25 protein-coding genes and 1 pseudogene are annotated in these 26,373 nt (G+C 74.1%); 15 read left to right on the top strand and 11 right to left on the bottom strand.

The annotated features are described in order from the left end of the window. Window positions 1-158: 158 nt before the first annotated feature. Window positions 159-1,676, top strand: coding sequence for a PLP-dependent aminotransferase family protein (locus ACFV3R_RS09015; protein ID WP_385577922.1), 1,518 nt, complete (start codon window positions 159-161; stop codon window positions 1,674-1,676). A gap of 85 nt (window positions 1,677-1,761) precedes the next feature. Here ACFV3R_RS09015 and ACFV3R_RS09010 read toward each other — a convergent pair whose 3' ends face one another. The 3 genes from ACFV3R_RS09010 to ACFV3R_RS09000 all read right to left on the bottom strand — a co-directional run bounded on the left by ACFV3R_RS09010 (window position 1,762) and on the right by ACFV3R_RS09000 (window position 4,684). Beyond that, on the bottom strand, window positions 1,762-3,330 hold the full coding sequence (locus tag ACFV3R_RS09010; protein WP_385577919.1) for a hypothetical protein: 1,569 nt from the start codon (window positions 3,328-3,330) through the stop codon (window positions 1,762-1,764). A 146-nt stretch (window positions 3,331-3,476) separates the two neighbouring features. Continuing rightward, window positions 3,477-3,671, bottom strand: a complete 195-nt coding sequence (locus ACFV3R_RS09005) for a hypothetical protein (RefSeq protein ID WP_385577916.1) — start codon at window positions 3,669-3,671, stop codon at window positions 3,477-3,479. A gap of 218 nt (window positions 3,672-3,889) precedes the next feature. After that, complete coding sequence (locus ACFV3R_RS09000) at window positions 3,890-4,684, bottom strand: SDR family NAD(P)-dependent oxidoreductase (RefSeq protein ID WP_385577913.1); 795 nt, start codon at window positions 4,682-4,684, stop codon at window positions 3,890-3,892. 231 nt (window positions 4,685-4,915) lie between these two features. Here ACFV3R_RS09000 and ACFV3R_RS08995 point away from each other — a divergent pair, with 231 nt between their 5' ends. Beyond that, window positions 4,916-6,481, top strand: a complete 1,566-nt coding sequence (locus ACFV3R_RS08995) for an ATP-dependent DNA ligase (RefSeq protein ID WP_385577910.1) — start codon at window positions 4,916-4,918, stop codon at window positions 6,479-6,481. A gap of 64 nt (window positions 6,482-6,545) precedes the next feature. Here ACFV3R_RS08995 and proP read toward each other — a convergent pair whose 3' ends face one another. Then, window positions 6,546-8,081 (bottom strand): glycine betaine/L-proline transporter ProP, encoded by a 1,536-nt coding sequence (proP, locus tag ACFV3R_RS08990; protein WP_385577907.1) that lies wholly within the window; start codon window positions 8,079-8,081, stop codon window positions 6,546-6,548. A gap of 728 nt (window positions 8,082-8,809) precedes the next feature. On the opposite strand from proP, the gene asnB reads away from it, so the two are divergent. Both asnB and ACFV3R_RS08980 read left to right on the top strand, forming a co-directional pair. Further along, window positions 8,810-10,651 carry an asparagine synthase (glutamine-hydrolyzing) gene (asnB, locus tag ACFV3R_RS08985; RefSeq protein ID WP_385577904.1) on the top strand — a complete coding sequence of 614 codons (1,842 nt, stop codon included), beginning with the start codon at window positions 8,810-8,812 and terminating at the stop codon, window positions 10,649-10,651. A gap of 206 nt (window positions 10,652-10,857) precedes the next feature. Next, window positions 10,858-11,025 (top strand): hypothetical protein, encoded by a 168-nt coding sequence (locus ACFV3R_RS08980; RefSeq protein ID WP_385577901.1) that lies wholly within the window; start codon window positions 10,858-10,860, stop codon window positions 11,023-11,025. Window positions 11,026-11,101: 76 nt separating this feature from the next. Here the strand turns inward: ACFV3R_RS08980 and ACFV3R_RS08975 are convergent, their stop codons facing one another. Further along, the gene (locus tag ACFV3R_RS08975; protein ID WP_385577898.1) at window positions 11,102-11,656 is read right to left on the bottom strand and encodes an isochorismatase family cysteine hydrolase; all 555 of its coding nucleotides are present in this window, start codon (window positions 11,654-11,656) and stop codon (window positions 11,102-11,104) included. Between the two features lie 321 nt (window positions 11,657-11,977). On the opposite strand from ACFV3R_RS08975, the gene ACFV3R_RS08970 reads away from it, so the two are divergent. The 5 genes and pseudogenes from ACFV3R_RS08970 to ligD all read left to right on the top strand — a co-directional run bounded on the left by ACFV3R_RS08970 (window position 11,978) and on the right by ligD (window position 16,047). Continuing rightward, window positions 11,978-12,349 carry a hypothetical protein gene (locus ACFV3R_RS08970; protein WP_385577895.1) on the top strand — a complete coding sequence of 124 codons (372 nt, stop codon included), beginning with the start codon at window positions 11,978-11,980 and terminating at the stop codon, window positions 12,347-12,349. 138 nt (window positions 12,350-12,487) lie between these two features. Next, window positions 12,488-13,564, top strand: a complete 1,077-nt coding sequence (locus ACFV3R_RS08965; protein ID WP_385577892.1) for a 2-dehydropantoate 2-reductase — start codon at window positions 12,488-12,490, stop codon at window positions 13,562-13,564. Window positions 13,565-13,711: 147 nt separating this feature from the next. After that, window positions 13,712-14,350: pseudogene (locus ACFV3R_RS08960) on the top strand (NADPH-dependent F420 reductase); the annotation flags it as partial. A 27-nt stretch (window positions 14,351-14,377) separates the two neighbouring features. Next, window positions 14,378-15,028 carry a DNA polymerase ligase N-terminal domain-containing protein gene (locus ACFV3R_RS08955; protein ID WP_385577889.1) on the top strand — a complete coding sequence of 217 codons (651 nt, stop codon included), beginning with the start codon at window positions 14,378-14,380 and terminating at the stop codon, window positions 15,026-15,028. Beyond that, window positions 15,025-16,047 carry a non-homologous end-joining DNA ligase gene (ligD, locus tag ACFV3R_RS08950; RefSeq protein WP_385577885.1) on the top strand — a complete coding sequence of 341 codons (1,023 nt, stop codon included), beginning with the start codon at window positions 15,025-15,027 and terminating at the stop codon, window positions 16,045-16,047. The genes ACFV3R_RS08955 and ligD overlap by 4 nt, the downstream gene beginning before the upstream one ends. Before the next feature lie 93 nt (window positions 16,048-16,140). Here ligD and ACFV3R_RS08945 read toward each other — a convergent pair whose 3' ends face one another. Genes ACFV3R_RS08945 through ACFV3R_RS08935 form a run of 3 tightly spaced genes read right to left on the bottom strand, consistent with a single transcriptional unit; the run spans window position 16,141 to window position 18,477 of the window. Next, a complete protein-coding gene (locus ACFV3R_RS08945) occupies window positions 16,141-16,806 on the bottom strand; it encodes an HAD family hydrolase (RefSeq protein WP_385577882.1) in 666 nt (221 codons plus the stop codon). A 57-nt stretch (window positions 16,807-16,863) separates the two neighbouring features. Next, entirely contained in the window at window positions 16,864-17,913 is a 1,050-nt protein-coding gene (locus ACFV3R_RS08940; RefSeq protein ID WP_385577880.1) for an SRPBCC family protein, read from the bottom strand. A 6-nt stretch (window positions 17,914-17,919) separates the two neighbouring features. Further along, complete coding sequence (locus tag ACFV3R_RS08935) at window positions 17,920-18,477, bottom strand: hypothetical protein (RefSeq protein ID WP_385577878.1); 558 nt, start codon at window positions 18,475-18,477, stop codon at window positions 17,920-17,922. 382 nt (window positions 18,478-18,859) lie between these two features. Here ACFV3R_RS08935 and ACFV3R_RS08930 point away from each other — a divergent pair, with 382 nt between their 5' ends. Then, window positions 18,860-19,156, top strand: a complete 297-nt coding sequence (locus tag ACFV3R_RS08930; protein WP_385577875.1) for a hypothetical protein — start codon at window positions 18,860-18,862, stop codon at window positions 19,154-19,156. Between the two features lie 303 nt (window positions 19,157-19,459). Here the strand turns inward: ACFV3R_RS08930 and ACFV3R_RS08925 are convergent, their stop codons facing one another. Next, window positions 19,460-20,545, bottom strand: coding sequence for a galactosyldiacylglycerol synthase (locus ACFV3R_RS08925; protein WP_385578272.1), 1,086 nt, complete (start codon window positions 20,543-20,545; stop codon window positions 19,460-19,462). Window positions 20,546-20,601: 56 nt separating this feature from the next. Then, window positions 20,602-22,116 (bottom strand): hopanoid C-3 methylase HpnR, encoded by a 1,515-nt coding sequence (gene hpnR, locus ACFV3R_RS08920; RefSeq protein ID WP_385577872.1) that lies wholly within the window; start codon window positions 22,114-22,116, stop codon window positions 20,602-20,604. Window positions 22,117-22,448: 332 nt separating this feature from the next. Here hpnR and ACFV3R_RS08915 point away from each other — a divergent pair, with 332 nt between their 5' ends. The 3 genes from ACFV3R_RS08915 to ACFV3R_RS08905 are packed head-to-tail and all read left to right on the top strand — an operon-like array spanning window position 22,449 to window position 25,133. Next, the gene (locus tag ACFV3R_RS08915) at window positions 22,449-23,261 is read left to right on the top strand and encodes an SDR family NAD(P)-dependent oxidoreductase (protein ID WP_385577869.1); all 813 of its coding nucleotides are present in this window, start codon (window positions 22,449-22,451) and stop codon (window positions 23,259-23,261) included. A 4-nt stretch (window positions 23,262-23,265) separates the two neighbouring features. Next, on the top strand, window positions 23,266-24,306 hold the full coding sequence (locus tag ACFV3R_RS08910; RefSeq protein WP_385577866.1) for a DMT family transporter: 1,041 nt from the start codon (window positions 23,266-23,268) through the stop codon (window positions 24,304-24,306). Further along, complete coding sequence (locus ACFV3R_RS08905; protein WP_385577863.1) at window positions 24,303-25,133, top strand: polysaccharide deacetylase family protein; 831 nt, start codon at window positions 24,303-24,305, stop codon at window positions 25,131-25,133. The genes ACFV3R_RS08910 and ACFV3R_RS08905 overlap by 4 nt, the downstream gene beginning before the upstream one ends. Here the strand turns inward: ACFV3R_RS08905 and ACFV3R_RS08900 are convergent. Beyond that, on the bottom strand, window positions 25,095-25,319 hold the full coding sequence (locus ACFV3R_RS08900; protein ID WP_385577860.1) for a hypothetical protein: 225 nt from the start codon (window positions 25,317-25,319) through the stop codon (window positions 25,095-25,097). The two genes, ACFV3R_RS08905 and ACFV3R_RS08900, sit on opposite strands and share 39 nt — an antisense overlap. A 245-nt stretch (window positions 25,320-25,564) precedes the next feature. On the opposite strand from ACFV3R_RS08900, the gene ACFV3R_RS08895 reads away from it, so the two are divergent. Continuing rightward, the gene (locus ACFV3R_RS08895) at window positions 25,565-25,930 is read left to right on the top strand and encodes an STAS domain-containing protein (RefSeq protein ID WP_385577857.1); all 366 of its coding nucleotides are present in this window, start codon (window positions 25,565-25,567) and stop codon (window positions 25,928-25,930) included. Beyond that, window positions 25,927-26,367 (top strand): ATP-binding protein, encoded by a 441-nt coding sequence (locus ACFV3R_RS08890; protein WP_385577854.1) that lies wholly within the window; start codon window positions 25,927-25,929, stop codon window positions 26,365-26,367. Before ACFV3R_RS08895 ends, ACFV3R_RS08890 begins: the two co-directional genes overlap by 4 nt. Window positions 26,368-26,373: the final 6 nt, after the last annotated feature.

The raw sequence follows: 26,373 nt of genomic DNA, 5'->3' as shown, positions 1-26,373 counted from the left end.
GTCCCAGCCGTCCGCCCCGCCCCCCGGTGATGTCTCGGTGGCATCCTCGGTCTTCATGTGCACGCCCCTCCCTGGCATTATTGGCTTGTGCTCTGGCTAGTCTTCCGTCGCGTGGAGACGGCATACAGGGCCAATCCTGGGAAGGTGGACTGATTTTGGTGACCCAGTGGACTTCCGCGGTGGGTGCCCAGCAGCTTGCGCGACTGGTGCGCTCGCAGCGCGCCGAGAGTCCGGCCGTCGCGGGAGCGGCGTCCGGTCGCCGGGTCGCCGCCTACCGGGGCCTGGCCGACGGGGTGCGACGGCTGGTGCTGGAGGGGCGGGTGCCCGTCGCGGCCCGGCTGCCGGCGGAGCGTGAACTGGCCGCGGCCCTGGCCGTCAGCCGGACCACGGTCGCCGCGGCCTACGAGGCGCTGCGCGCCGAGGGCTTCCTGGAGTCGCGCCGCGGTGCGGGCAGCTGGACCACCGTCCCGGCCGGCAACCCGCTGCCCACCCGCGGCCTGGAGCCCCTTCCCCCCGAGGCTGCCGGCTCGGTCATCGACCTGGGCTGCGCCTCGCTCCCGGCGCCCGAACCGTGGCTGACCCAGGCGCTGCGGGGGGCGATGGAGGAGCTGCCGCCCTATGCGGCCACCCACGGTGACTACCCCGCGGGTCTGCCGGTGCTCCGCCAGGCCCTGGCCGACCGCTACACGGCCCGCGGCGTCCCCACCATGCCCGAACAGATCATGGTCACCACGGGGGCGATGGGGGCCGTGGCGGCCATCTGCCGACTCATGACGGGGCCGGGTGAACGGGTCGCCGTCGACTCTCCCTCCTACGCCAACATCCTCCAACTGCTGCGGGACGCCGGAGCCCGGCTGGTCCCCGTCGCCCTCGCCGACGAACTGGGCGGCTGGGACGTGCCGGCGTGGCGGCAGGTGCTGCGCGACGCCGCTCCCCGCATGGCCTACGTGGTCGCCGACTACCACAACCCCACCGGGACGCTCGCCACGGACGAGCAGCGCCGGGCGCTGGTGGACACCGCACGCTCGGCCGGCACCCTCCTGGTCGTGGACGAGACGATGGCCGAACTGCGCATCGACGCGAGCCCCGAGGCCGGCACCCCCCGCCCGGTCTCCTCCTTCGACCGCGCCGGCTCCACCGTCGTCACCGTCGGATCGGCCAGCAAGGCGTGCTGGGCGGGCATGCGCATCGGCTGGGTCCGTGCCTCGCCCGAGGCGATCCGGCGGCTCGTCGCGGCCAGGATCTACGCGGACCTGAGCTCCCCGGTCGTCGAGCAACTGGCCATCGCCTGGCTCCTGCAGGGCGAGGGCTGGCAGCAGTGCGTACAGCTCCGGCGCGAGTTGGCCGGAGTCAACCGGGACGCCATGGTGGCCGCCGTCGAAAAGCACCTGCCTGACTGGGAGTTCAGCGTCCCCCACGGCGGGCTCACGCTCTGGGCGCGCACCGGCGGCCTGTCGGGCTCGCGCCTCGCGGAGGCCGGTGAGCGGCTGGGCGTCCGGGTGCCCTCGGGACCGCGGTTCGGCGTCGACGGTGCCTTCGAGGGGTACGTCAGGCTGCCGTTCACCGTGTCGGGCCCGGTCGCCGAGGAGGCGGCGCTCCGGCTGGCGACTGCCGCGCAGGCGGTGGCCGGCGGCAACGTCACGACCGGCGACAGCTTCAGCTCCTTCGTGGCCTGACGGCGCCTCCGGCCGTGGCGAGTCGGCCGGGGCGTCCCGGGGCCGGACCCGCCGCCCGCCGCACTCCCCGGTCCGGCCGGGCGGTTCAGGCCTCCGCCGCCGGGACGTGCACCGCGCCGGGGGACGGCGTGCGGCCGTCCGCGGGGCCCGGACGGCGCGGCAGCAGGGCGAGCACGGCCTGCCGGTGCTCGGGGCTGGCGCTCTCGTCGAACGGGTCGGGGGTGGCCGGCACCTGGAGCCGCAGCACCGGTCCGTCACCGAGGCGGACGTAACCGCGTCCCGCCGGCGCCCCCACCGCCGGGGTGCTCAGCGGCGGTGCCCCGAGCAGGGCGGTGACCTCGGCCGGGTCCACCGGGCCCAGCACCACCCGGGCCCGTACCTGGGAGCGCGCCGCCTCCGCCAACTGCGGCGCCGCGTCGAGGTGTTCGCCGATGACCACGGTGACGCCGACCGACCTCCCGTGGCGCAGCGGCACCTGGAGGAGGTGCTGCGGGTCGGCCAGCTTCTCCACCGCCGCCAGGTGCGACAGCGCCGAGGGGCGGTCCAGCAGCAGCCAGAGCGGACGGCGGGCGTCCGCGGGGGCGGTCCGGCCCGACTGCCGGGCCCGGTTGGCGATGATCAGGCGCCGCTCGGTCTCGTGTGCCGCCCACTCCAGGGTCGCCTCGGCACCGGCGAGACTGTCCTCGACGCCCATGACGCCGGGCCGCCCGGCGAGGTAGGCGTACTCGCCCGCGCCACCGCCGTCGACCAGCAGCACGTCACCGTGCGGGAGCGCCTGGAGCGCCACCGAACGCAGGAGCGTGGTGACGCCGGCACCGGAACGCCCGAGCACCAGCAGGTGGGGTTCGCTGGAGCGCGGACCGGTGCGCCAGAGCACCGGAGAGGCGTCCCGGGTGCCCGAGTCGTCGGTCACGGGCACCGTGCGGGCGACCGCGTCCGGATCGGTGAACCCCAGGACCGTCTCGCCGGGCGAGGTGACGAAGGCCTGCGCGGCGATGTCCACGGGCAGCGGGTCCAGCACGGTCAGCGCCAGCCGGCCGGCCTCCTCGTCCCACGTGAAGCGGTACTCGCGGCCCCGGCCGCACCGCGCGTACAACACCTGCTCCACGCGCGCCCGCGCCTCGGGCTCCCCGTCGGTGAAGTAGGGCGGGTAGGCGACGGTGAGCCGGCTGAGCCGGCCGTCCCGGCCGAAGCCGGCGTCGGTGAGGGCCCTGGTCCAGTCGCCGCCGTGGGCGTACAGCGCGTCGGGGTCCGCCTCCGCACCGAAGTAGGGGACGAGGGCCTCGTAGAGCGCCCGCAGCCGTTCGCGCTGCGACTCGTCGGGACCCTCGGCGACCGGTGCACCACGCCGCCCGAGCCAGGCCGCCGCCGCCAGCAGGCCCCCGGCCGCCAGCACCGGGCCGTAGGGCACCAGGGCGAGGGAGACGAGCAGGCCGAGACCGGTGAGCGCCACCGTTCCACGGCGGTCCTTGGGCGTGGAGCGCCATCTGGTGCGGGCGGCGGAGGTCAGGCGGCCGAGGCCCCGGGCGAGCACGATCAGCGGTTGGGCGACGTCGCACACGCCGTCCGTGGCGGTCCGCACCAGGTCCCGCCCGCGGGCGGCGGGCTGGGCACCGGTTTTCTGCAGGATGCCGGGCAGGGGACGCCGGGCCACATTGATCTCCTGGTGTTCGTCTTGCTGCGGGGGCGGATGCCGGAAGGCGGGTGAGGTCCGGTCGCCCCCGGTACCGGACTCGCCGCTCGCCGCCCGTACGCGGCGACCCCGGCCCGCCCGCTGTCCGCGGAACGGGCCGGGAGGGGCTAGAACTTCAACCCACCGAGCAGACTCGCCAGGCTCGCCCCGCCGGCCTTGATGCTGGGCGCGAGCGCGGTGCCGGCCAGGTAGAAGCCGAACAGGGCGCAGACCAGGGCGTGGGAGGCCTTCAGGCCGTCCTTGCGGAAGAAGAGGAAGACGATGACGCCTAGCAGGACGACACCGGAGATGGTGAGGATCATGACTTCTCCTGGATGGCGGGGACGGTCACCATGGGTCCCTCAAGCCTCACAGGAGGTAGCCGGTCGCACGAGCGGCGAACGGGTGATTCACTCCCCAAACCCGCCGATCCGGTGAAGATCTCCCCGCCCCGACGGTGACCCTTCCCCGCGCCCCCTTGACGCGTTGCCCCGTCAGATGCAAGACACATACGTCAGGTTGACGTGGCGCGAGAGAGCCGTCACGGCACGATGGAGTCCACGTAACCGCCGTCGACGCGCAGCGCCGCGCCCGTGGTGGCGGAGGCCTGCGGGGAACTGAGGTAGACGACCAGATGGGCGATCTCCTCGGGCTCGATGAGCCGTTGCAGCAGTGACTGCGGCCGGTGCTCGCGCATGAAGGCGCGCTGCGCCTCCTCCCACGGCAGCTCCCCGCCCACCATCTCGCGTACGAAGCTCTCGACCCCCGGGGTGTGGGTCGGGCCGGCGATGACGGAGTTGACCGTCACGCCGGTGCCCGCGGCCTCCTTGGCGAAGCCGCGGGAGACCGCCAGCAGGGCCGTCTTCGAGACGCCGTAGTGGATCATCTCCTGCGGGATGACGAGCGCGGAGTCGCTGGCGATGTTCACGATCCGCCCCCAGCCGCGCCCGGTCATCCCGGGCAGGTAGGTGCGGATCAGCCGGACGGCGCTGAGGACGTTGGTCTCGAAGTAGGTCCGCCACTCGTCGTCGGAGATCTCCAGCGCCGGGCGCGCACCGAACACCCCGAGGTTGTTGACGAGGATGTCCGGCTCCGGGAAGGTCACGTGCAGTTCGCCGGCTCCGTCCTCGTCGGCCAGGTCCACGGCCAGCGCCGAGACGTCGGCGCCGGGCACGCTCTCCCGCAACCGGTCGCCGGCCTCGCCCAGCCGCCTCGCGTCACGGCCCGTCAGCACCACCCGGGCACCCGAGCGCGCCAGCTCCGTGGCGATCGCGAGCCCGATGCCGCTGGAGGAGCCGGTGATCACAGCGGTCTTCGCCGTCAGGTCTACGTGCAAGGCGTCCGTCCTTCCGGTTCGCCCCCGGGCGTCGGCCTCGGGACGTGAGGGCCGTGGAACACGGCCACCGTAACCCGCTCCCCGCCCCGCCGCGGTGGCCGGCCGGGTGCGGCGTGCCGCCCGTCACGGGCCGCGGCACCGCCCCGGCCGCCCCGGCCGCTCTCCCGCCTCGCGGACGCGCACCGGGTGTCCCTGCCTGCGCGGCACGGCCGGCAGGCGGACGATGGAGGCATGCTGCTGTCCGAACTGGCCAGAACCTCCCACGAGATGACGCGCACCTCGGCCCGCTCCGCCAAGACCGCCCTGCTGGCGGACCTCTTCCGCAGCGCGGAGCCCGCCGACGCGCCGGTGGTCATCTCCTACCTCGCCGGCCGTCTGCCGCAGCGGCGCATCGGTGTGGGCTGGGCCGTCCTGCGCCATCCGCGTCCCGCGGCCACCCGGCCGACGCTCACGGTGCGCGAGGTCGACGCCCGCCTCGCCGGCATCGCCGAGGTGTCGGGCGCGGGTGCCCAGGCCCGGCGGCGAGAGCTCGTCGACTCGCTCCTGGAGTCGGCCACCGAGGAGGAACAGCGCTTCCTGATCGGGCTGCTCAGTGGTGAGTTGCGGCAGGGCGCCTTGGACGCGCTGGCCCTGGAAGGGCTGGCAGCGGCGCTCGGCATCGATCAGGCGCGGTTGCGGCGGGCCACCATGCTGAGCGGATCGCTCGGGGAGGTCGCCGGCGCGGTGCTCGCGGGCGGCCCTGCGGCGCTGGACGCCTACCGGCTGGAGGTGGGCCGCCCGGTACTGCCGATGCTCGCCCGTACCGGCAAGGACCTGGCGGAGACGGTGGCCGGACTGGCGCCCTGCGCGGTGGAGGAGAAACTCGACGGCGTGCGGGTGCAGGTGCACCGGGACGGGCCGGCGGTGCGGGTCTACACCCGCACCCTGGAGGAGATCACCGAGCGGGTCCCCGAGGTGGTGGAGACGGTGCTGGGCTACCCCTCGCCGCGTCTGGTACTGGACGGGGAGGTCATCTCGCTGGGCGCCGACGGGCGGCCCCGCTCCTTCCAGGACGTCGCCGGGCGGGTGGCCTCCCGCGTCGGCGTGGCGGAGGCCAGGGCGGCACTGCCGGTCTCCGCGGTCTTCTTCGACGCACTGCTGGTGGGAGACCGCGACCTGCTGGACGTCCCGGCGGACGAACGGGCCACGGCGCTCGCCGCCGTCGTGCCCGAGCCCGACCGGGTCCGCCGCGTCCTCGTGGACACCGGGCCGGCGGGGGAGGGGGCGGACGAGGACGACCTGGCGCGGGCCCGGGCGTTCCTGGCGCAGACGCTGGAGCGCGGTCACGAGGGCGTCATGGTCAAGGGGCTGGCGTCCACCTACAGTGCGGGCCGCCGGGGTGCCTCGTGGCGGAAGCTGAAGCCGGTGCACACCCTGGACCTGGTCGTGCTGGCCGCGGAGTGGGGGCACGGGCGGCGCAGCGGCAAGCTGTCCAACCTGCACCTGGGGGCCCTCCGCCCGGACGGTTCGCCGGCCATGCTCGGCAAGACCTTCAAGGGCCTCACGGACGCCCTGCTGCGATGGCAGACCGAGCGGCTGCAGGAGCTGGCGGTGTCGGAGGAGCCGTGGGGCGTGGTGGTCCGGCCCGAACTCGTCGTCGAGGTCGCCTTCGACGGGGTGCAGCGCTCCACCAGGTACCCGGAGGGCGTCACCCTGCGCTTCGCCCGGGTGGTGCGCTTCCGGGAGGACAAGACGGCCGCGGAGGCCGACACGGTGGCCGCGGTGCGCGCACTCCTCCCGGGCGGCGAGGGCGGGTGAACAGGGAAGCGGTGCGGCGCGGGCCCGAGCCCCCGCCGCGCCGCCCCTGCCGGCCGCGCCGTCCTCACTCCTCGTCGTGGTGCCGGTGGGGCAGGTGGCCATGGCGCAGGCCGATCCACACGTCACGGGCGCCTCGTCCGGCCTGGGTGCGGCTCTCGGCGACCATCTCGCGCGCCTCGTCCTCCGACTCGGCCATGGGGGAGGATCCGCGCAGCGGCTGGCCCGCGGTCTCGCGGAGGAAGAGCGCGGAGACCACGCCGATGACGCCGGCCACCATGAGGTAGTAGGCGGGGACGAGTTGGTTGCCGGTGGACTCCACCAGGGCGGAGGCGACCAGCGGTGTGGTGCCGCCGAAGAGCGACACCGAGACGTTGAACGCCACCGAGAGGCCGCCGTAGCGCAGATGGGTGGGGAAGAGGGCCGGGAGGGTGGAGGCGCTGGTGCCGGCGAAGCAGACCAGCAGCAGGCCGAGGATCGCGCAGCCGATCGCGGGGAGCACGATGCCGCCCTGCCGGATGAGCTGGAAGGCGGGGATGGCCAGCACCACCATCGCGATGCCCGCCCACAGGAACATCGGGCGGCGCCCGAACCGGTCGGAGGACCTGCCGACGGTGGTGATGCACAGGACGACCAGCACCATCGTCCCCAGTACCAGGAGCTGGGCGGTGAGCGCGGGTTCGCCCAGTGTGCTGCTCATGAAGGTGGGGAGGTAGGAGGTCACCATGTAGTTGGTGACGTTGTACAGCAGCACCAGGCCCACGCAGATCAGCATGGCGTGCCAGTGGTGGGTGAAGAGCTCCTTCAGCCGGCCCTTGCCCGACATACGGGCCTGCTCCACGCGGTCGGTGTCCTCGTCGGAGGTGGCGGTGCCCGCCGCCAGGGACTCGCGGTGCTTGGCCTCGACCTCCTGGAAGGCGGGTGTCTCCTCCAGCTTCAGCCGCATGTACAGGCCGATCAGTCCGAGCGGCCCGGCGACGAAGAAGGGGATGCGCCATCCCCAGCTCAGCATCTGGCCGTCGGAGAGCACGGCGGTGAGCACGGTGACCAGTCCGGAGCCGAGCGAGTAGCCGACGAAGGTGCCGAAGTCGAGCCAGCTGCCGAGGAAGCCGCGGGTGCGGTCGGGCGAGTACTCGGCGATGTACGTGGTCGCGCCCGCGTACTCGCCGCCGGTGGAGAAGCCCTGCACCAGCCGGCAGAGCAGGAGCAGCAGCGGCGCCGCCAGGCCGATGGCCCCGTAGGTGGGCAGGAAGCCGACGGCGAAGGTGCTGATCGCCATCATGATCATGGTGACGGCCAGTACCTTCTGGCGTCCGACCCGGTCACCGAGGGGCCCGAAGACCAGACCGCCCAGCGGCCGGACCACGAAGGCGGCGGCGAAGGTGGCGAAGGTGGAGATGACCTGGGCGCCCGGTGAGCTGGAGGGGAAGAAGACCTTGCCCAGGGTGGCGGCCACGTAGGCGTACACCCCGAAGTCGAACCACTCCATCGTGTTCCCCAGGGCGGCGGCCGAGACGGCTCGCCGGACCTGGGGTTTGTCGACCACCTTCACGTCCTCGGCGGCGAGTGCGTCCTTCCGCCGCCGCAGGAGGGTACGGGTCATCCGCTCGGTCCGGGCGCTGCCGGAACCGAAACCGGACGTCTTCCCGCCGCTGCGGTTCGTCGGAGACCGTCGCCTGTTGACGTTCATCTGGCTCCACCTGCGCCTCGTTGACTGCTTGGAAACCATGTGCCACTGCCCGGAATCCGGCCAGGCAAAGCGGCACGCGTACACGTTTTCAGCTCACTGCTGTCTGCGCCGTCCGAGTGCGTCCGGACGGCCGCTCGCTCCCTCTACCCAGGTCCGCGCTGGTCAGACGCGTCCGCGAACAGGCATTCTCCCCCTTTGGGCTGACGGGGGCGTGGAAGCCGGGCGCTGCCGCCGCGTGTCGGGGTCGACCGTACGTCCTCGCGGGTCCGGCCGCTCTCCGCCGTCCGGACCGTCGAGAACCGGCCATGCCGCCGCAGAGCGGGCCCGGTCCCCTGGACGTGGTGGGCGCCCGGCTGGGGCGGGTGGCCGGGGCGGGGCGGGCGGTGCCGCGGGGTGACGGCAGCGGCGCGCGGGTGGCCGGAAGGCGGCGCCCGACGCGACTCGGGGTGGCCGGCGGCCGGAAACCTACGGACCGGTAAGCCCGGTGTTACGGGCCTGTTGACGCGCCCTCGGTCGGTGATACATCGTCGTTACATAGGTGCTCGATACAACTGACCGCGGGTCGGTGTGCGGCGCCGTGCCCGCAGGGGCGCGGCGGGGGCCGCCGTGTTCCGCCCCTCGGCCGGAGCTGGAGGAACGACGTGTGTGGCATCGCCGGATGGGTTTCCTTCGACCGGAATCTGCGTGCGGAGCAGGAAACCGTGGACGCCATGACCGAGACCATGTCCTGCCGGGGCCCCGATGACCGCGGGACCTACGTCAGCGGACCGGCCGCCCTCGGCCACCGCCGGCTGGCCATCATCGACCTGCCCGGCGGACGGCAGCCGATGACGGTCGAGAACGAACGGGGGACCTACGCCATCGTCTACTCCGGCGAGGCGTACAACTTCACCGAACTCCGCAAGGAACTGGCCTCCCGCGGCCACCGCTTCACCACCGACTCCGACACCGAGGTGGTCCTGCGCGGCTACGTCGAGTGGGGAGAGGCCGTCGCCGAACGGCTCAACGGCATGTACGCCTTCGCGGTCTGGGACGAGCCCCGGCAGCGCCTGGTGATGATCCGCGACCGCATGGGCATCAAGCCGTTCTACTACTACCCCACCTCCGACGGCGTCCTCTTCGGCTCCGAGCCCAAGGCGATCCTGGCCAACCCGCTGGCGGCCCGCGAGGTCACCCTCGACGGCATGCGTGAGCTGTTCGCCTTCGTCAAGACCCCGGGCCACGCGGTGTGGGAGGGCATGCACGAGGTCGAGCCCGGTACCGTCGTCACCGTCGACCGGAGCGGTCTGCGCCGGCACGTCTACTGGCAGCTGCGGACGCAGCCCCACACCGACGACCGCGACGCCTCCGTCGCACACGTCCGCGAGCTGCTGGACGACATCGTCCGGCGTCAGCTCGTCGCCGACGTGCCCCGCTGCACGCTGCTCTCCGGCGGCCTGGACTCCTCCGCGATGACCGCTCTGGCCGCCCGCCAACTCGGTGAGGTGGGGGAGACGGTGCGCAGCTTCGCCGTCGACTTCGTCGGCCAGACCGAGAACTTCGTCGCCGACGACCTGCGCGCCACCCCCGACGGCCCCTTCGTGCACGACGTGGCGCGCGAGTCCGGCACCGACCACCAGGACATCGTCCTGGACTCCGACGCCCTGGCCGACCCCGAGGTGCGCAAGAAGGTCATCCGGGCCCGCGACATACCCGCCGGCTTCGGCGACATGGACGCCTCCCTGTACCTGCTGTTCAAGGCGATCCGCGAACACTCCACGGTGGCGCTCTCCGGCGAGTCGGCGGACGAGGTCTTCGGCGGCTACAAGCAGTTCTTCGACGAGGAGGCACGCACCGCCGAGACCTTCCCCTGGCTGGTCAACTTCGCCCGGCACTTCGGTAACGACGAGAGCGCCCTCGACCCCGACCTGCTGCGCCGCCTGGACCTGTCGGGCTACGTCCAGGACAGCTACCGCACAGCCGTCGCCGGCATCGAACGGCTCGACGGCGAGAGCGACTTCGAGTACCGGATGCGCCGCATCTGCCACCTGCACCTCACCCGGTTCGTCCGGGTCCTGCTCGACCGCAAGGACCGGGCGAGCATGGCGGTCGGCCTGGAGGTGCGCGTCCCGTTCTGCGACCACCGCCTGGTGGAGTACGTCTACAACACGCCGTGGGCGCTGAAGTCCTTCGACGGCCGCGAGAAGAGCCTGCTGCGCGAGGCCACCGCGGACGTGCTGCCCAAGTCGGTCTACGACCGCGTCAAGAGCCCCTACCCCTCCACCCAGGACCCCAAGTACGCCGTCGCACTCCAGCAGCACGGCAAGGAGCTGCTCTCCCGTCCGTCCCACCAGGTCTTCGAACTCGTCAACCGGGACTGGCTCAAGCGGGCGGTCGAACGCGACACCCCGCAGATCACCCAGGCCTCCCGGCACGGTCTGGAGCGCACCCTCGACCTCGCCCTGTGGCTGGAGATGTACGAGCCCACGCTCAAGCTCTCCTGACAGCTCGCGGCACTCACGTCCCGCGCGGCACCCGGCCCCGCCCCCGCACCCGCGGCGGGCGGGGCCGGTCGCCGCGGTCCCCCCGGTAGATGCCGGTTCACCTCGCTGGTTAGAGTGGCCGACCGGTCGCGTCGCGGCGCGACCGGCCGGGCCGCCCCAGCCGCCCCGGCTCCCCCCACGCACGAACCGGAAGAGGAACCACAGCAGTGTCGAACAGTGACGCCCCGTCCCATCCCCCCATCTACGACAGCCTGGTCCAGGAGCACGGGGACGTTCTGAACGAGACGCGCCGGGTGGCCGAGCAGATCCGCCACGAGGTCGACGAGGTGCTCAACGGGCAGAGCCGCAGGGGCGAGGGGCCCCAGGAGGGCTGACACCGCTGCCTGAGGGCGCCGGGCCCGGACTCCCACCCGCGCGCCCGGGCCCGCCCTGCCACCCGCCCGGTGCCCCTCAGGCCCCGCCCGCCTCGAACACCCCGGCGTCCTCGGAGTCCACCAGGGCGGCTCCCATGTTCCGCTTCATCATGCGCAGGGCCGCGTCGGCGAGGTCGGCGTGGATGTGCGCCACGGCGTCCCGGACGACGGTCACCCCGACGTGGCGGATGTGCGCGTCCAGCGCCGAGTAGAGCACGCACTGCTCGGTCACCTGCCCGCACAGGACGATGTGGTCGGTCTGCTGGGAGCGCAGCAGGTACTCCAGCGGGGTCTGGTAGAAGATCGAGTGGCGGGCCTTGACGACGAACAGCGAGTCGTCGTCCGGGCGGACCGGCTCGACCAGGTCGGCGTGCGGCCCTGCGAGCGCCGTCTCCAGCAGCTCGTCGTGGTGCGAGCGCCACCGCCCGAAGTTGTCGTTGACGTAGATGACGTCGACCCCTTCTCGCCGAGCCCGCGCGATCAGGGCGGACATCGGACCCACCGCCTCCCGCACCGACGGGAGCAGCAGATGCGCGTCCTGGTGCTCGTAGGTGTTGATCATGTCGATCACGATCAGTGCGGTGCCCGGCACGGTGCCTCTCCACAGCTCGCTGCCAACCTGCTGACACGGCCGCCACCTGCGGCCCGGCGCCTCACCCGCGATCCGCCGGACCGCGGTAGGAGCGCCGCCGCGCGGGTACCCCGGACCTGCGGGACACACACGCCGCTCCGCCGCCGGCGCACGCCACGCACTGAAGAGGCGCACGGCATGCATGAGTGGCGACCGGCGTGAGCAGGCGTTCCGTGGACAGCGGTGGACGGCTCCCACCGGCGCAGCCCCCAGGGCGGCCCGAGCGGACGTCGCCCACCCAGGAACGGCGCAGCACGCCGTCAACACCGCGAGGAGGCCACCATGGCGATCAGCACGGACACCGGAGCCACCCAGGTCACGGTCCAGCTCAGCGACTGCGGGGAGAGCGACGCGGACGCCGTGTTCACGGCGCTCGGCTCGGCTTTCGCCTCCGACCGCGCGCCGGACCAGCACCCGCACACCACCCCCGGCACCCACCCGACCGTCTGGTCCTCCGTCTTCGACGTCTCCCAGACGGTCGGCGACCCCGCCCCCGCCGAGTTGCAGGGCGCGGTGAACGCGGAGGTCCAGGGCGGCATCCAGGCCGTCCACCTGCTGGAGGACGCGCTCCGGCGCGCCTTCACCGTCGAGGAGGAGGGCGTCGTCGCCGGGGACCAGGAGCGCGAGGTGCAACTGAGCCTGCGCTCCAGGTGACCGGCCGGCCCCCTCCAGGGCCCGCCCGCCCCCGCACCGCCCGGACCGGCCGGGCACCGCCCGCCCCGGTCCGCCGCACCGGTCCAGGAGGTAGCTTGCGGGGGCGGCGGGCGGTCCGCCGGGGGAGGAGAACGGGCGATGGACACCGCGGACACACCGGCCACCGACGACGGCGGGCAGGCCCGGGAGACGACGGACCGGCGGCTGCGGATCGCCGTGTTCGGAGCCGGCAACATCGGGGCCTACCTGGGCGGAATGCTCGCCGACACCGCCCACGTCACCCTCGTCGGGCGCTCCGCACCACTGGCCGCGCTCCGCACCCACGGCCTCACCCTCACCGCCACCGGAACGCCCGCCCGCCACATACCGGCCGAGCGGCTGCACCTGGCGTCCACGGCGGACGCGGTCGCCGGTGCCGACGTGGTCCTGGTGACCGTCAAGTCCGCCGCGACGGCCGGCGCCGCCGGTGAGCTGGCCCCCCACCTGACGCCGGGAGCGCTCGTCGTCAGCCTGCAGAACGGCCTGCGCAACGTCGACACCCTGCGGCGGGCCCTGCCGGGGCACACCGTCGTGGCGGGCATGGTCCCCTACAACGTCGTCACCACGGCCCCGGCCGGCCGCCACCGCGGCACCGCGGGGACGCTGCTGGTGGCGGACGCCCCGGCGACCCGCCGCCTCACCGAGGTCCTCCGGGCCGCGGGGCTGGCCGCCCGGACCCACCCCGACATGGCCGCCGTCCAGCACGCCAAGCTGCTGATGAACCTCAACAACGCCGTGAACGCCCTGTCCGGGCTGCCGCTCCGCGAGCAGCTCGGCGACCGCGCCTACCGCAGATGCCTGGCCCGCTGCCAGACCGAGGCCCTCGCGGCCTTCCGCGCCGCCGGCCTGCGGCCCGCCCGGCTGACGCCCCTGCCGCCCGCCTGGACCCCCTGGGTGCTCCGGCTGCCCGACGGACTCTTCCGCCGGGTGGCCGCCGGCACCCTCAGGGTCGACGCGCAGGCCAGGTCTTCGATGGACGACGACCTGGCCGCCGGGCGCCGCACCGAGATCGAGGACCTGCAGGGCCAGGTGGTCCAGCTCGCGGCCCGCCACGGCGTGGCCGCCCCCGCCAACACCCGCCTGGTCGAACTGGTCCACGAGGCGGAGGACGCCCCGGGGGCCCGCCGCCGCTGGAGCGGCCGCGAACTGCTGGCGGAGCTCACCGCGGCACGCTGAGACTTCCCCGCCGCGGGCCGGGCCCGCGGCGGTGGGGGAGGGGTGCCCGTTTCGCCGTCCCGAGCCCGGGCACCCGCGGGCGTGTGACCCCGACCGCCGGCGCGGGCCCCGAAGAGCGGCGCGCCACGGCGGCGGAGTGCGAGGAAAGGACGGAGCATGCGGATAGGGATCATCGGTGCCGGCCGCATCGGAGCCACGCTCGCCGACCACTTCAGCCGCATCGGCCACGAGGTCGCGCTCAGCAACTCGCGCGACCCCGAGACCCTCCGCGACGTGGCGGCCGGCATGGCCGGACAGGTGCGGACGGTCACAGCGGCGGAGGCCGCCGACTTCGGCGAACTCGTGGTGGTGAGCATCCCCTACGGCCGCTACCCCGAACTGCCCGCCGACCGGCTCAAGGACAAGGTCGTCGTCGACACCTGCAACTACTACCCCGAGCGGGACGGCAACGACCCCGACCTGGACTCCGACGCCACCACCTCCAGCGAGAAGATCCAGCGCCACACCGGCGGCAACGTGGTCAAGGCGTTCAACGCCATCCTCTGGACCGACCTCCGCGACCGCGGTCTGCCCCGCGGCGAGCCGGGCCGCCTGGCCGTCCCGGTGTCGGGGGACGACGAGGAGGCCGTGGCCGTGGTGGCCGGGACCGTCCGCGACATCGGGTTCGACCCGGTGCTCGCCGGGATGCTCGGCGGTGGCGGCCGCCGGCACCAGCCGGGCAGCAAGGTCTACGGGGCGGCACTGCCCGCCGAGGAGACCACCGCGCTGCTGCACGCAGGGGACTGAGAACGCCGGAGGACCGGGAGACCAGGAGTGAGTGAGAAGGACGCGCTGCACACGTACCGCAGCAAGCGCAGTTTCGACGTCACGGACGAACCCCGCGGCGAGGACGCCGCCGCGGGCGAGGAGCCGCGGTTCGTCGTGCAGATCCACGACGCCAGCACCATGCACTTCGACTTCCGGCTGGAGGTCGACGGAGTGCTGAAGTCGTGGTCGGTGCCGAAGGGCCCCTCCACCGACCCGCACGACCGGCGCCTGGCGGTCCCCACCGAGGACCACCCCATGGAGTACCGGGAGTTCGAAGGGGTCATCCCCGCCGGGGAGTACGGCGGCGGCACCGTCATCGTCTGGGACGAGGGCACCTACCAGCCCCTCAGCCACGACCGCAGGGGCCGCCCGGTGCCCTTCGCCGAGTCCCTGGAGCACGGCCACGCCACCTTCCGTCTGCACGGCGAGAAGCTGCACGGCGAGTTCGCCCTCACCAGGTTCCGCGGCGGCGACGGGGACCAGTCCTGGCTCCTGGTCAAGGCCGACAAGGACGGCGTCGGCTCCGGGACACCGGACCCCCGCCGGGCACGCTCGGCCCTCAGCGGACGGACGCTGGGGCAGGTCGCGCAGGAGGAGGCCCCGAAGGCCGAGGAGCAACGCCACCCCGCCACCCGCGGTCGGCAGGCGCGCGGATGACGGGCCTGCTGGACGGCCTGGGTGAGGAGGACCGCGGGCGGCTGCGCGACGCCCCGCCCGGCGAGGAACTCGCCACCCGGCCCATGCTCGCCACCCTCAGCGACCGGCGCGAGTTCGACCAGGACTGGATCTTCGAGCGCAAGCTGGACGGCATCCGGGTGCTCGCGGTGCGCAAGGGGGACAGCGTGCTCCTGCTGTCCCGCTCCGGCAGGCGCCTCAACGCCACCTACCCCGAGATCGTCGAGGCGCTCGCCGCACAGGAGTGCCGGGACTTCACCGTGGACGGCGAGATGGTCGCCTACTCCCACGGCCGCACCGACTTCGGCCGCCTCCAGCAGCGCATGGGACTGACCAACCGGCTCGCCATCCGTGCCAGCGGCGTCGCCGTCACGTACCACCTCTTCGACCTGCTCCGCCTGGACGGCCGGGACGTGCGCGCCCTGCGCCTGCGCACCCGCAAGTCGCTGCTGCGCCGCGCCCTGACCTTCCGCGACCCGCTGCGTCTGACCACCCACCGCAACGAAGGCGGTCAGGACCTCCTGGACGACGCCTGCGCCCGCGGCTGGGAGGGACTCATCGCCAAACAGGCGGACTCCCGCTACCAGCCCCGGCGTTCGCCCAACTGGCTGAAGCTCAAGTGCTCCCTGGGCCAGGAGTTCGTCGTCGGCGGCTTCACCGAGCCGGCCGGCACCCGCAAGGGCTTCGGGGCGCTGCTCATCGGCTACTACGAAGGCGACCGGCTGCGCTACGCCGGCAAGGTCGGCACCGGCTACGACGAGCGGACACTCGCCGGCATCCGCGGCAGACTCGACGAACTCCACGCCGACCGGGCGCCCTTCGACGACCCGGTACGCGAGCGCAGTGCCCACTGGGCCGCCCCGGAACTCGTCGCCCAGATCGCCTTCACCGAGTGGACCCGCGACGGCATGCTGCGCCACCCGCGCTTCCTGGGCCTGCGCGACGACAAGGACCCGCGTGAGGTGGTGCGGGAGGAACCGGTGGAGCGCGGCGGCGGCTGAACCGCGCCGCCCGCCTCCGGAACCGAACGGGTGCGCCCAGGTGGCCCGGGCCGCAGCCGGCCCGGGCCACCCGGTGACGCCCTCCGCCCTCGCTCACCCGCCCAGGGGGCTGCCGTCCAACTGGTTCAGGAGGTGGGCCGGGTCCTGGTAGACGGCCGTGGCCCCGGCCAGCTCCAGGTCATGGCGGGGGATGCCCCCGGAGAGCAGGGCCACCGGCACCACCCCGGCCGCCGATGCAGCCTTCATGTCCCACACCGAGTCCCCGACGAACACCGCACGCGAGGCGGGCACACCGGCCAGCTCCAGGGCGTGCTCGACGGGGTCGGGAGCGGGCTTGCCGTGCGAGACGTCGTCCGCGCTCGCCGTCGCACGGATCGCGTCGTCGGCGTCGATCGCCCGCTTCAGCGCGGACAGTTCGTGCCCGCCCGCCGAGGTGGCGAGCACCACCCGCCAACCGCTCCCGGCCAGCTTCCGCAGCAGCCTGCCGGCCTCGTCGAACGCCGGCAGGCGGTCGAAGTAGCAGCCGTAGAGCGCCTTGTGGGCCGAGCTGACGAACGAGCGGTCCTCCTCGGACACGTCCTCGCCCAGCAGGTGGGTCACCAGGTCCTGCGAGCCGAGCCCGACGGCGTGGTGCACCGCGCGCATCCCCACCCGGTACCCGGCCTGCCGGAACGCCTCCCACCAGGCAGTGACGTGCAGGTAGTTGGTGTCGACCAGGGTGCCGTCGACATCGAACAGTGCGGCCTTCGGCTCGTCCATCCTCACTCGCCTCCCCGCGGGTCGCCCGGTCCGCCTGCGGCCGCCGGCGCCCCTGCCTCAGCGGCGGCGCCGGCCCTCGCCGCGTCCGCGGTCCTGCTCGGGCTCCTGGTCTTCCTCGTCGTCCCCGTCATCCGGTTCCTCGTCGTCTTCCTCGTCGTACCCCTCGTCATCCCCCTCCTCGTACCCGTCGTCCTCGTCGTAATCGTCGTCGGTCTCCCCCTCGTCGCGGTCCGCCTCGCCCCCCTCCCCGTTCCCGCGCTGCTCCTCCTCCTCGCGTTTGGCGTCCTCGTGGCTGCGTACGACCTCGCCGTCCCGGATCTCGCCGCGCCACCCCTCCAGGTCCTCGTCGGCGGCGAGCGTCACGTTGCGCTGGAAATGCTTGAGGTCCAGCCGCAGCCGGCGGCCCGCCGCCCGCCACAGGTTGGCCGTCTTCTCCACGAAACCCGACGGGTAGTACTCCACGACGACGACCACCCGGGTCAGGGTCGGGGTGATCTCGTGGAAGCTGACCACACCGCTGGTGCTTCCCTGGCTGCCCTCCGAGGTCCACATGATGCGCTCGTCGGGCACCTGCTCCTGGATGGTGGCGTCCCAGCTCCGCGAGGAGAAGCAGACCTTGATCGTCCACTTGGACTCGACGTCGTCGGAGCCCTTGACGCTCTGCACACCCTTGGTGAAAGTGCTGAAGTCCTCGTACTGCGTCCACTGGTCGTAGACGGTACGCAGCGGCACACCGATGTCCACGGACTCGATGATGTTCGTGGCCTTGATGTCACCGGGCCTGCCGCCGCCCCCGTCACCGCCGCCGTCCCCGCCTCCACCGAACGGCTTCTTCACACTTCCCACGACCTTGTCCTTCGCGTCCTTGGCCTTCTGCGAGACCAACGCCTTGAGCGGGGACTCGCCCTTGAGCAGCTTGGACCCCACCCCCGCGAGTGATCCGCCGTCGGCCACGTCGGTGAGTTGTCCGGCCAGCTCGCTGATGCGCTTGCCGGCGGCGTCCGCCAGGTGTTCGGCGCCGGCCTCCAGGAGGCCGAGCAGTTCGTCGCGCAACCGGTCCAGGCCCAGGGCCTCGAAGGTCCCGCCGTCGGACTTGTCCTCGGGCACGGCGTCCTACCTCTCTGCTCTGGGGCGCTGCCGGACGGCCCGCCCCGCCGAAGCGGAGCCGTCCGTCGAGCGGTCCCGCGCGTCCTGGGTGGGCCTCGACCGCCGCCGGGGCGTCTTGTCCCGGTCCTGCGGCTGTTCCCGCTCGGGGCTGCCGCGCCGGCGGCCCGAGCCCTCCCGCTCCTCCTCCGGCGGTTCGCCGGCCGCCTCCTCGCGGTCACGGTCCTCGCCGGAGTCCTGGCCGTCCCCCGCCGGGTTGCGCAGCAGCTCGCTGCGGTCGTGCAGGAGATCGGCCAGGGAGTTGACCCGGCGGGCCGCCAGCGAGGACAGGGCCGACCGGCCCGCGCCGACCAGCTCCTCCCGCAGCTGGTCGGAGACCCGGGCGAACTGCGGCGAGTCCGAGAGCCGGCGCAGCTCCCGGCCGAGGAGCTGGCGCGGGGAGGTGGCCAGCCGGCGCCCTGCCAGGTAGGAGGCGAGGAGCATCGCCGTCCTGGTCTTCTTCGACCGGCCCAGGACGTACCCGCCGGCGAGAGCCGCGGCCAGCGACAGCTTGGTGTTGTCGTTCATGGGGGCTTCTCCGAGGTGGGACGGTGCGCGGGTGTCACACCCCGTCAGTCTCACGGGATTCGGCGGGTGCCGCGCCTGCTGATGGGCTGGTAGGGGGAAGGGAGGCGCCGGCCGTCACCGGGTGCCCGGCCCGCAGGCGCTGCCCTGACCTCTCGGCCACCGGACGGCGGTTTTCGGACACCGTGTACCTAATGGCTGAGCGAGCCACCCGGCCGGGCCACACTGGCAGCGCCGCAGCGCCCGGACGAGGGCGGCCCTCCGGACCCGGCCCCCGCCCGCGCACCGGCGGTGTCGGCGCCCGTCCGCAGGGACGGCGGCCTCAGACGTGACGCAGCGCAGCGGTGGCGGGAGACCGCACCCGGCCTGCCCCAGGGAGGACGATGTGGCAGCGGCCGGTTCCGGGCGGCGCAGACTGGAGGCCCGGTTCGTCGGGCGGGTGCCGTGCGAGGCGTGCGGCCGGGCCCCGATGAAGCTGCCGGGAGACCTCGGCGGCCTGTGCATAGCCTGCTACGCCGGCGAACGGCAGGCAGAGAGCCGCCGGGCCGCGGGAGCCGGCGGCTTCGTCCCCGCCAACTTCGCCACCGCCACCTGCCTGGCCTGCGCCAGTACCGACGTCGACGCCAACGGCTACCTGTACTGGTGCAACGCCTGCAGGTACGTGGTCCGCGTCGCCCAGTGACCCCGGCGCCGCCCCCGCGCCCGGCCACCACCCGGGACCCGGCAGGTGGGCCGGCTCACATCAGGCGTCCGGAATGATGCGGGCCGCCCGTTTGCTGTACCGGGTGCGGATGCCGGTGGGACAGTGTCCCCGGGCCTCACCTATAGCCAGCAGGGACGATCGTTCGGCTGAAGCCCTGCTGAGCCTTTCGCCGCGAGGCGACCGCCACCGGCGTCCGCACCTCTGGCCGCCCCGGCCGGTTCCCCCCGACCGGTCGGGGCTCTTCCGTGCCGCGACGCCCTGCCGGCTCGCGGCGTGCGCCTCTCAGGCCGGGGACGCCGCCTGCCGTGGCCGCACGAGCAGGTCCTCCAGCGGGGGCAGCGCGTCGTGCGAGAAGAGCTCGGCGACCCGTGCGGAACGGGCCGCCGTGGCCTGAGGTGTCGGCCAGGTCAGGTCGTCGAGCGCCCTCAGCAGACCCCAGGAGTCCGCCGCGTACGAGGTCAGGCCCAGTGCCGCCATGCACCGCACCCCTTCCGCGCCGTGCCCCGGGATCGGCCGGTAGCCCACCACCGGCACACCCGCAGCCAGCGCCTCCAGGGCCGTCTGCCCGGCGGCGTTGTCCACCAGGGCGTGCCCCGCCGCGAGCAGCCCGGGCATGTCGTCGACCCAGCCCAGCGCCAGCACCGAGGACCGGCCCGCCAGCGAGCGCCGCAACCGCTCGTTGTGCCCGCACAGCACCACCGGCAGGTAGCCGGCCGCCGCCAGCAGCCTGGCCGTCTCCAGCAGCCGTGATCCGGCCCCCCAGGCGCCCGCCGAGAGCAGCACCGCGGGCCGGTCCCCGGCCCGGTCCGCAAGGCGCCGGCGCCAGTCCTCACCGCCCGGCGCCGGCGCGCGGAACCGGCCGGCCACCAGCGGACCCGACGCGGCCACCGGACGCCCCAGCCCCCCGGCCGCGACCTGCGCCGCCAACCGGGAAGTCAGGAACAGGTGGAGGTCGTTGCCCCGGTGCAGCCACTGGCGGTGCACCGCGAAGTCGGTGACCACCACCGCGCTGGGCACCGCGAGCCGCGACAGCGCCCGCAACCGCCCGGTGAGCTGCGCGGCGAGGTGGAAGGTGGACACCACCACGTCGGGTCGTTCCCTCGCCACCACGGCGAGCAACCGCTCCTGCGCCAGCGCGGCGAGCGGGGTGCTGCCCGGCCGGGGCCCGGCGCCGGCCCGGAAGAAGACGGCGTACAGCCCGCCGTAGAGGGCCGGCAGGTGGCGGACGGCCACCTGGTAGAACCCCCGCAGGCCCGCGCCCACCCCCGGCGGCAGCAGGTCCAGCACGTCCGCCTGGTCGACCCGGTGCCCCGCCGCCCGCAGCCGGCGGCCCAGCTCCGAGGCGACCGCGTCGTGCCCCGAACCCATGCTGGCGCTCAGGACGAGGAACCGCGCGGGCGAGAGCGAGGTGCCGCGCCGTGCGCTCACGCCTTCTCCGGCTCCGCGGACGGACCGGCGGCCCGGCCCCGCGCGACCGGCTTGCTGTGGACGTACAGCTGCCGGCGGTCGCCCACGTCCAGCCGCCGGGGCAGCGGCAGCTCGTAGCGGACCGGACGCCGGTGGTCGGCGAGCTGCCGCTGCGGGTTGTAGACCCGGTTGAACTTCCAGAGCATCCGGGCGAAGTTGGTCTGCCCCCGGGAGAGGTTGCCGCCGAGCACGCGCATCGCCCCCAGCGCCGTCCGCAGCCCCAGGTGCTTGCGGTTGATGACGGCCTGGGTGCGGACCAGCTCGCGGTAGAAGTCGGCCAGCGGCAGCGTGGTGGGGACCACCGCGTGCTGGATGTCGAAGAGCCGGTAGTCCCGGGTGGTCAGGCGCCGCGACTCGGTGTGCCAGATCTCCGTCCCCGGGTAGGGCGTCATCACCGTCAGGTGCACGATCTCCGGCACCGAGAGGGCGAACTCGCGGACCACCCGGAACTGCTCCTCGTCCCACGCCGGGTCCACGATCAGGTTGATGGCCACCGTGATGCCCATCCGCCGCGCCTCGGCCAGCGCCTGGAAGTTCTCGTCGGGGCTGACCCGCTTGCGGTACAGCTCCAGCCCCGCCGCGTCGATCGCCTCCATCCCCAGGAACATGTACTTCAGCCCCAGCCCGGCCCAGCGCTCGAAGACGTCGGGGTTGCGCAGCAGGACGTCGCTACGGGTCTCCAGGTAGTAGCGCTTGCGCACCCCCAGGCGTTCCAGCTCGGTGGCGATGGCGTGGCCGTGCTCGGGACGGATGAACGCGACGTCGTCGACGATGAAGACGTTCGGCTCCCGGATGCCCGCCATCTCCGCGCCCGCCGCCTCCGCGCTCACCTTGCGGTAGCTGCGGCCGTAGAAGGTCCAGGCGGAGCAGAACGAGCAGTCCCAGGGGCAGCCCCGGGTGAACTCGATGGAGGCGCACGGGTCCAGCTCGCCGATGAAGTAGCGGCGCCGGTGACGCATGAGGTCGCGGGCCGGTACCGGCTCGTCGATGCTGTGCAGCATCACCGGTGCCGGCCCGCGTCCGGCCGGTGTCACCACGCCGGGCACCCCCTCGACGCCGCCGCCGTCGGCGACGGCCGCCAGCAGCGGCGCCATCGCCGGTTCGCCCTCACCGCGCACCACCGCGTCCACCGCGCCCGCCGCCTGCTCCAGCACCTCCTCGGCGACGAAGGAGACGCTGTGTCCGCCCAGGAAGACGAAGCACCCGGGCGAGGCCGCCTTCGCCGACTCCGCGATCTCGATGGCCTCCGGGATGTTGGCCAGGTAGTTGAGGGAGACCCCCAGCGCCTCCGGCCGGAACGCCGCGACCTCCCGGGTGAGCTGCGCCCGGGAGAGCACCTGCAGGTCGACCACCCGCACCTCGTGGCCCGCCAGCCGCGCGGCGGCGGCCACCCGCTCCAGCCCGAGGGGCTCCAGCCGCAGGAAGATCTCCGAGTACATCAGGGCGCTGGGATGGACGAGGAGCAGACGCATGGTCACCTCAGGGGCGCGAAGCGGCGGGTGGAGCGGTCAGACCCAGGCAAGACCAGTGGACATCTCCTGACAAAGACCGGGCGACGAAAGGTCCGCACTCGTACCCGCACGGCCGCCGACCGAACCGGTGACGTGCGGGAACAGGGTTTATCGGACGGTGCATCGGTTACCTACACGCAGTCTCTCGGCGCGGCGGGAGAAGCCCCCTGCGGCGGTTTCGCCGAGGGACCGCGCGGTGCCGCCGCCGGCGACCCGCGCGCCGCGGCGACCGTCACGCCGGGCCCGAGAACCCGTCCTCACACCGCCAGGCCCAAGGACTCCAGGGAGACGCCATGGCACGTGCCCTTCCCGACACAGCCGGGCGGCAGGACGCCGGCAGCGGGAGGCCGCAGACACCCACCACGCCGGTGGCGCTGGTGACGGGGGCCTCCTCCGGCATCGGCACCGCCGTCGCGCACCGCCTGGCCCGCGGCGGCGACTGGCGTCTGCTCGTCACCGGCCGCGACCGGGAGCGGCTGGCGGCGGTGGCGCGGGCGACGGCCGCCACGGCCTTCGCCGCCGACCTCACCGCGCCCGACGAACGGGACCGCCTGGTCACCGACGCGCTCGTCGCGGCCGGTCGGCTGGACCTGCTGGTGGCGGGGGCGGGCGTGGGATGGGCCGGCCGCTTCTCGACGATGCCGCCCGCCGACATCGACCAGGTGCTCCAGCTCGACCTGGCCGCCACCATCCACCTGGTCAGGCTGGTGCTGCCGCACATGCTGGCCGCCGGCCGCGGCCAGATCGTCCTGGTGGGCTCGGTTGCCGGCACCGTCGGCGTGCGGGACGAGGCGGTCTACTCGGCCGCCAAGGCCGCGATCGGCACCTTCGCGGACGCGCTGCGCTACGAGGTGCGGGAGGGCGGCGTGCAGGTGCTGCACGTCGTCCCCGGAGTGGTCGACACGCCGTTCTTTGAACGCCGCGGGGTCCCCTACACCCGCGCGCTGCCCCGCCCGGTCTCCGCCGACCGGGTCGCCGACGCCGTGGCGGGCGCCCTGCGCCGCGGCCGGACCGAGGTGTACGTGCCGGCGTGGCTGCGCCTGCCCGGACGGGTCCGCGGGGTCGCGCCCTCGCTCTACCACCGGTTGGCGCACCGGTTCGGATGAGCGTGTGAACGCCGCCGCGGTCGTCCTCGCCCTGTTCGGTGCGCTGTCCAACGGCGCGGCCTCCGTCCTGCAGCGGCGCGCCGTGATGGAACGGCCGGGGCGGCCGGCCCCCGCCGGGCCCGACGAGGGCGGCACCGCGGCGACCCGCTTCCGGCGCCGAGTGCGCGAGACGCTGCGGGACGCCCGCCGCCTGGCCCGGCTGCTGCGCAGCCCCCACTGGCTCCTGGGCGGCGCCGCACTCGCTGCCTCGGCCGGTTTCCAGGCCGCCGCCCTCGCCTTCGGCCGCCTTTCCCTCGTCCAACCGCTGCTCGCCAGCGAACTTCTCTTCACCCTGGTGGTGGGCAGCCTCGTCTTCCACCACCGGCCCGACGGCCGCACCTGGGCGTCGTTCCTGATGCTCGCCGCCGGACTCGCCCTCTTCCTCGGCGCCGCTGCGCCCTCGGGGGGCGACGCGGAGACCGCCTCCGGGCGGCGCTGGCTGGCGGCGGGAGTCTGCGCCCTGCTGCTCGTCGTGGTGCTGGTGCTCGCCGCCCGCGCCTTCGGCGGCCCGGCCGCAGCCACCCTGCTCGGTGCCGCCACCGCGGTGGCCTTCGCCTGCACTGCGGCGCTCGTCAAGGAGGTCACCCAGCTGGTGCCGCAGGGGCTCGCCGAGGTCTTCGGCACCTGGCACCTGTACGCGGCCTGCGCCGCGGGCCTGCTCAGCATGGTCCTGCTCCAGAGCGCGCTGGCCGCCGGGACCCTCGCGGCCTCCCAACCGGCGCTCACCCTGGTGGACGCCATGGTCAGCGTCGCCCTCGGTTACGTGCTGTTCGGCGAGCGGATCTCGCTCGGCCTGCGGGTCCTGCCTGAGGTGGCCGGGCTCCTGCTGATCGCTTTGGGGGCGGTGGGACTGTCCCGGTCACCCGCCGTGGCCGGTGGTGGCTGGGACACCGGCCCGGCGGTCGGAGCTGCCGGCGAGGACCCGTCCGGTGCCGGGCGGCGACCGGCGGCAGACGGCGGCGCACACCGGGCCGATGACCCCGGCGGGACCGAGGGACGCGGATGACGGGCCGTGCCGGGCCCCTCCGGCCGCCCGCGGCCCGGGCGCTGCGCGCCACCGCGGCCACCCTCGGGCTGGCCTCCTCCACGGCTCTGGCGCTCCATGTCCTGCCCGCCGGCACCTGGCTCGCCACCCCCCGCCGCGCCTTCTTCCCCGCGCTGGCCGGCGTCGGCCGTCCCGACCACGTGGCACTGACCTTCGACGACGGACCGGACGACCGCGCCACACCGCACTTCCTCGCGGCCCTGGACCGCCTCCAGGCGCGGGCCACCTTCTTCGTCCTGGGGGAGAGGCTGCTGGACCGCCCCGCGCTGGGACGGGAGATCGTCGCGCACGGCCACGAGCTGGCCGTGCACGGGTGGACCCACAGCCGCCCCTGGCTGCCCGCCCCCGGCCGGGACACCGCCGAGCTGGCCCGGGCGGTGGCGGCGGTGCGGACGGTCTCCGGCCGCGCCCCCCGGTGGTACCGCCCGCCCTACGGCATCCTCACGGCAGGCCGGCTGCTGGCGGCCCGGCGCGTGGGGCTGCGCCCCGTGCTGTGGTCGGCCTGGGGCCGGGACTGGACGCAGGAGGTCACCCCGGAGTCGGTGCTGCGGACGGTGGGCCGGGACCTGGCGGGCGGCGGCACGGTGCTGCTGCACGACTCCGACCACACCGCGGCCCCCGGCTGCTGGCGGGCGACGCTCGCCGCGCTGCCGGCGCTGGTGGAGCAGTGCCGCTCGGCCGGCCTCACCGTCGGTCCGCTCGACGACCACGGGGTACTCCCCGCCGGCCGTCCCCGCCCGCGGGCCGGCTCAGGCAGACGCCCCGGCCTCGGCCGCCCCGCCTTCTGAGCCCGGCTCCGCCTCCGCCACCCGGTGGAGCGGAAGGCGCGCGGAGAGCGTCCGCATCGCGACGAGGTCCGCGAAGCAGGCGTCGCAGACCGGGGCCCGGCCGCCCGCCAGGCCCAGGTCGCGTGCCGTCGGGTCGGCGCGGCCACACTCGCAGCACACGGGCCGGCGGCCCTCGTAGTCGACCATGGGGACAGCATGAGGTACCGTCCGCGTACCGCGCCAGAGCGCCTCCGGGCAGGTCACCGGCGGTGGCCCGCGAAACGGAGCGCCCCCTCGGCCCCGCGTCCGGCTGCCGCCACCCGGCACCGGGGCGCACCGTGATGACAGGGAGGGCGCGGCGCGGGCCCGGAACCGCCGGGGGACCCGGTTGGGGGCGGGCCCGAGGGCCCCGGACGTGTGCGCGCGCCGAGGACATGGCATGCTCGACGATCGTGACGGTCGACAAATCCCCCCAAGCCCGCCCGTCGGGCGACGAGGACGCCGCGATCGGCTCCCATTCCACCGCGAGCGCGTACGTCCTGGCGCCGACCGGCGAACTCGACGCGGACGCGGAGGTGGAACTGCGGGAGAGCCTGGACGCGGCCGTGGCCGCCGGATGCGGCCACGTGGTGCTCGACCTCTCCCGGGTCACGTTCGCGGACTCCACCGCCCTGCAGCTCGTCCTGGCCGCGCACCTGCGCTGCGATCTGCGGCTCGCCGGGCCGCTGGCGCCCGAGGTGCGGCGTCTCATCGACGTGACGGGGATGAATGCCGTCCTGCACCTGTTCCCGTCCGTCGCGGAGGCTGCCGCCCGATGACCCCGCACCGGCCCCACCCCCCGCAGGCCGCGCCCGCCGTCGTACTGGAGGCCGGTGTCACCAGCCTCGCGGGGATGCGACGGATCGTGGGGGAGTACCTCGACCAGGCCTGTCCCGGGGCGGACCGCGGAGCCGTGCTGCTGGTCGTCACCGAACTCGTCACCAACGCGGCACGGCACGCCACCGGCTGGTGGCGGTTGAGCCTGCGGGCGGACTACGGCGTCCTCACCGCCGAGGTGGAGGACCACAGTACGGAACCGCCCCGGCCCCGCGCACCGGACAACACCACGGGCACGGGCGGCCTGGGCTGGCACATCGCCGAGCGGCTCACCAGCGAACTGCGCTACCTGGTCCACGAGCACGGCAAGACCGTGTGGGCCAGCTGGGCGGACCCGGGCGCGCCCCCCGGCAGCACACCCTCATCCGGGAGGTACTGACCGGCC

This window comes from Streptomyces sp. NPDC059740, assembly GCF_042733155.1.
Lineage (GTDB): Bacteria > Actinomycetota > Actinomycetes > Streptomycetales > Streptomycetaceae > Streptomyces.
Note: the sequence above shows the minus strand (reverse complement) of the source record. Positions and strands in the feature narration are given on the sequence as shown.

Excerpts from the sequence above, each read along its gene's own strand:
- proP (WP_385577907.1), bottom strand. The coding sequence starts at position 8,081 with ATGACCCGTACCCTCCTGCGGCGGCGGAAGGACGCACTCGCCGCCGAG.
- ACFV3R_RS08995 (WP_385577910.1), top strand. The coding sequence starts at position 4,916 with ATGCTGCTGTCCGAACTGGCCAGAACCTCCCACGAGATGACGCGCACC.
- ACFV3R_RS08905 (WP_385577863.1), top strand. The coding sequence starts at position 24,303 with ATGACGGGCCGTGCCGGGCCCCTCCGGCCGCCCGCGGCCCGGGCGCTG.
- ACFV3R_RS08900 (WP_385577860.1), bottom strand. The coding sequence starts at position 25,319 with ATGGTCGACTACGAGGGCCGCCGGCCCGTGTGCTGCGAGTGTGGCCGC.
- ACFV3R_RS09005 (WP_385577916.1), bottom strand. The coding sequence starts at position 3,671 with ATGATCCTCACCATCTCCGGTGTCGTCCTGCTAGGCGTCATCGTCTTC.
- ACFV3R_RS08965 (WP_385577892.1), top strand. The coding sequence starts at position 12,488 with ATGGACACCGCGGACACACCGGCCACCGACGACGGCGGGCAGGCCCGG.
- ACFV3R_RS08935 (WP_385577878.1), bottom strand. The coding sequence starts at position 18,477 with ATGAACGACAACACCAAGCTGTCGCTGGCCGCGGCTCTCGCCGGCGGG.
- ACFV3R_RS08970 (WP_385577895.1), top strand. The coding sequence starts at position 11,978 with ATGGCGATCAGCACGGACACCGGAGCCACCCAGGTCACGGTCCAGCTC.
- ACFV3R_RS08890 (WP_385577854.1), top strand. The coding sequence starts at position 25,927 with ATGACCCCGCACCGGCCCCACCCCCCGCAGGCCGCGCCCGCCGTCGTA.
- ACFV3R_RS08925 (WP_385578272.1), bottom strand. The coding sequence starts at position 20,545 with ATGGGTTCGGGGCACGACGCGGTCGCCTCGGAGCTGGGCCGCCGGCTG.
- ligD (WP_385577885.1), top strand. The coding sequence starts at position 15,025 with ATGACGGGCCTGCTGGACGGCCTGGGTGAGGAGGACCGCGGGCGGCTG.
- hpnR (WP_385577872.1), bottom strand. The coding sequence starts at position 22,116 with ATGCGTCTGCTCCTCGTCCATCCCAGCGCCCTGATGTACTCGGAGATC.
- ACFV3R_RS08915 (WP_385577869.1), top strand. The coding sequence starts at position 22,449 with ATGGCACGTGCCCTTCCCGACACAGCCGGGCGGCAGGACGCCGGCAGC.
- ACFV3R_RS08945 (WP_385577882.1), bottom strand. The coding sequence starts at position 16,806 with ATGGACGAGCCGAAGGCCGCACTGTTCGATGTCGACGGCACCCTGGTC.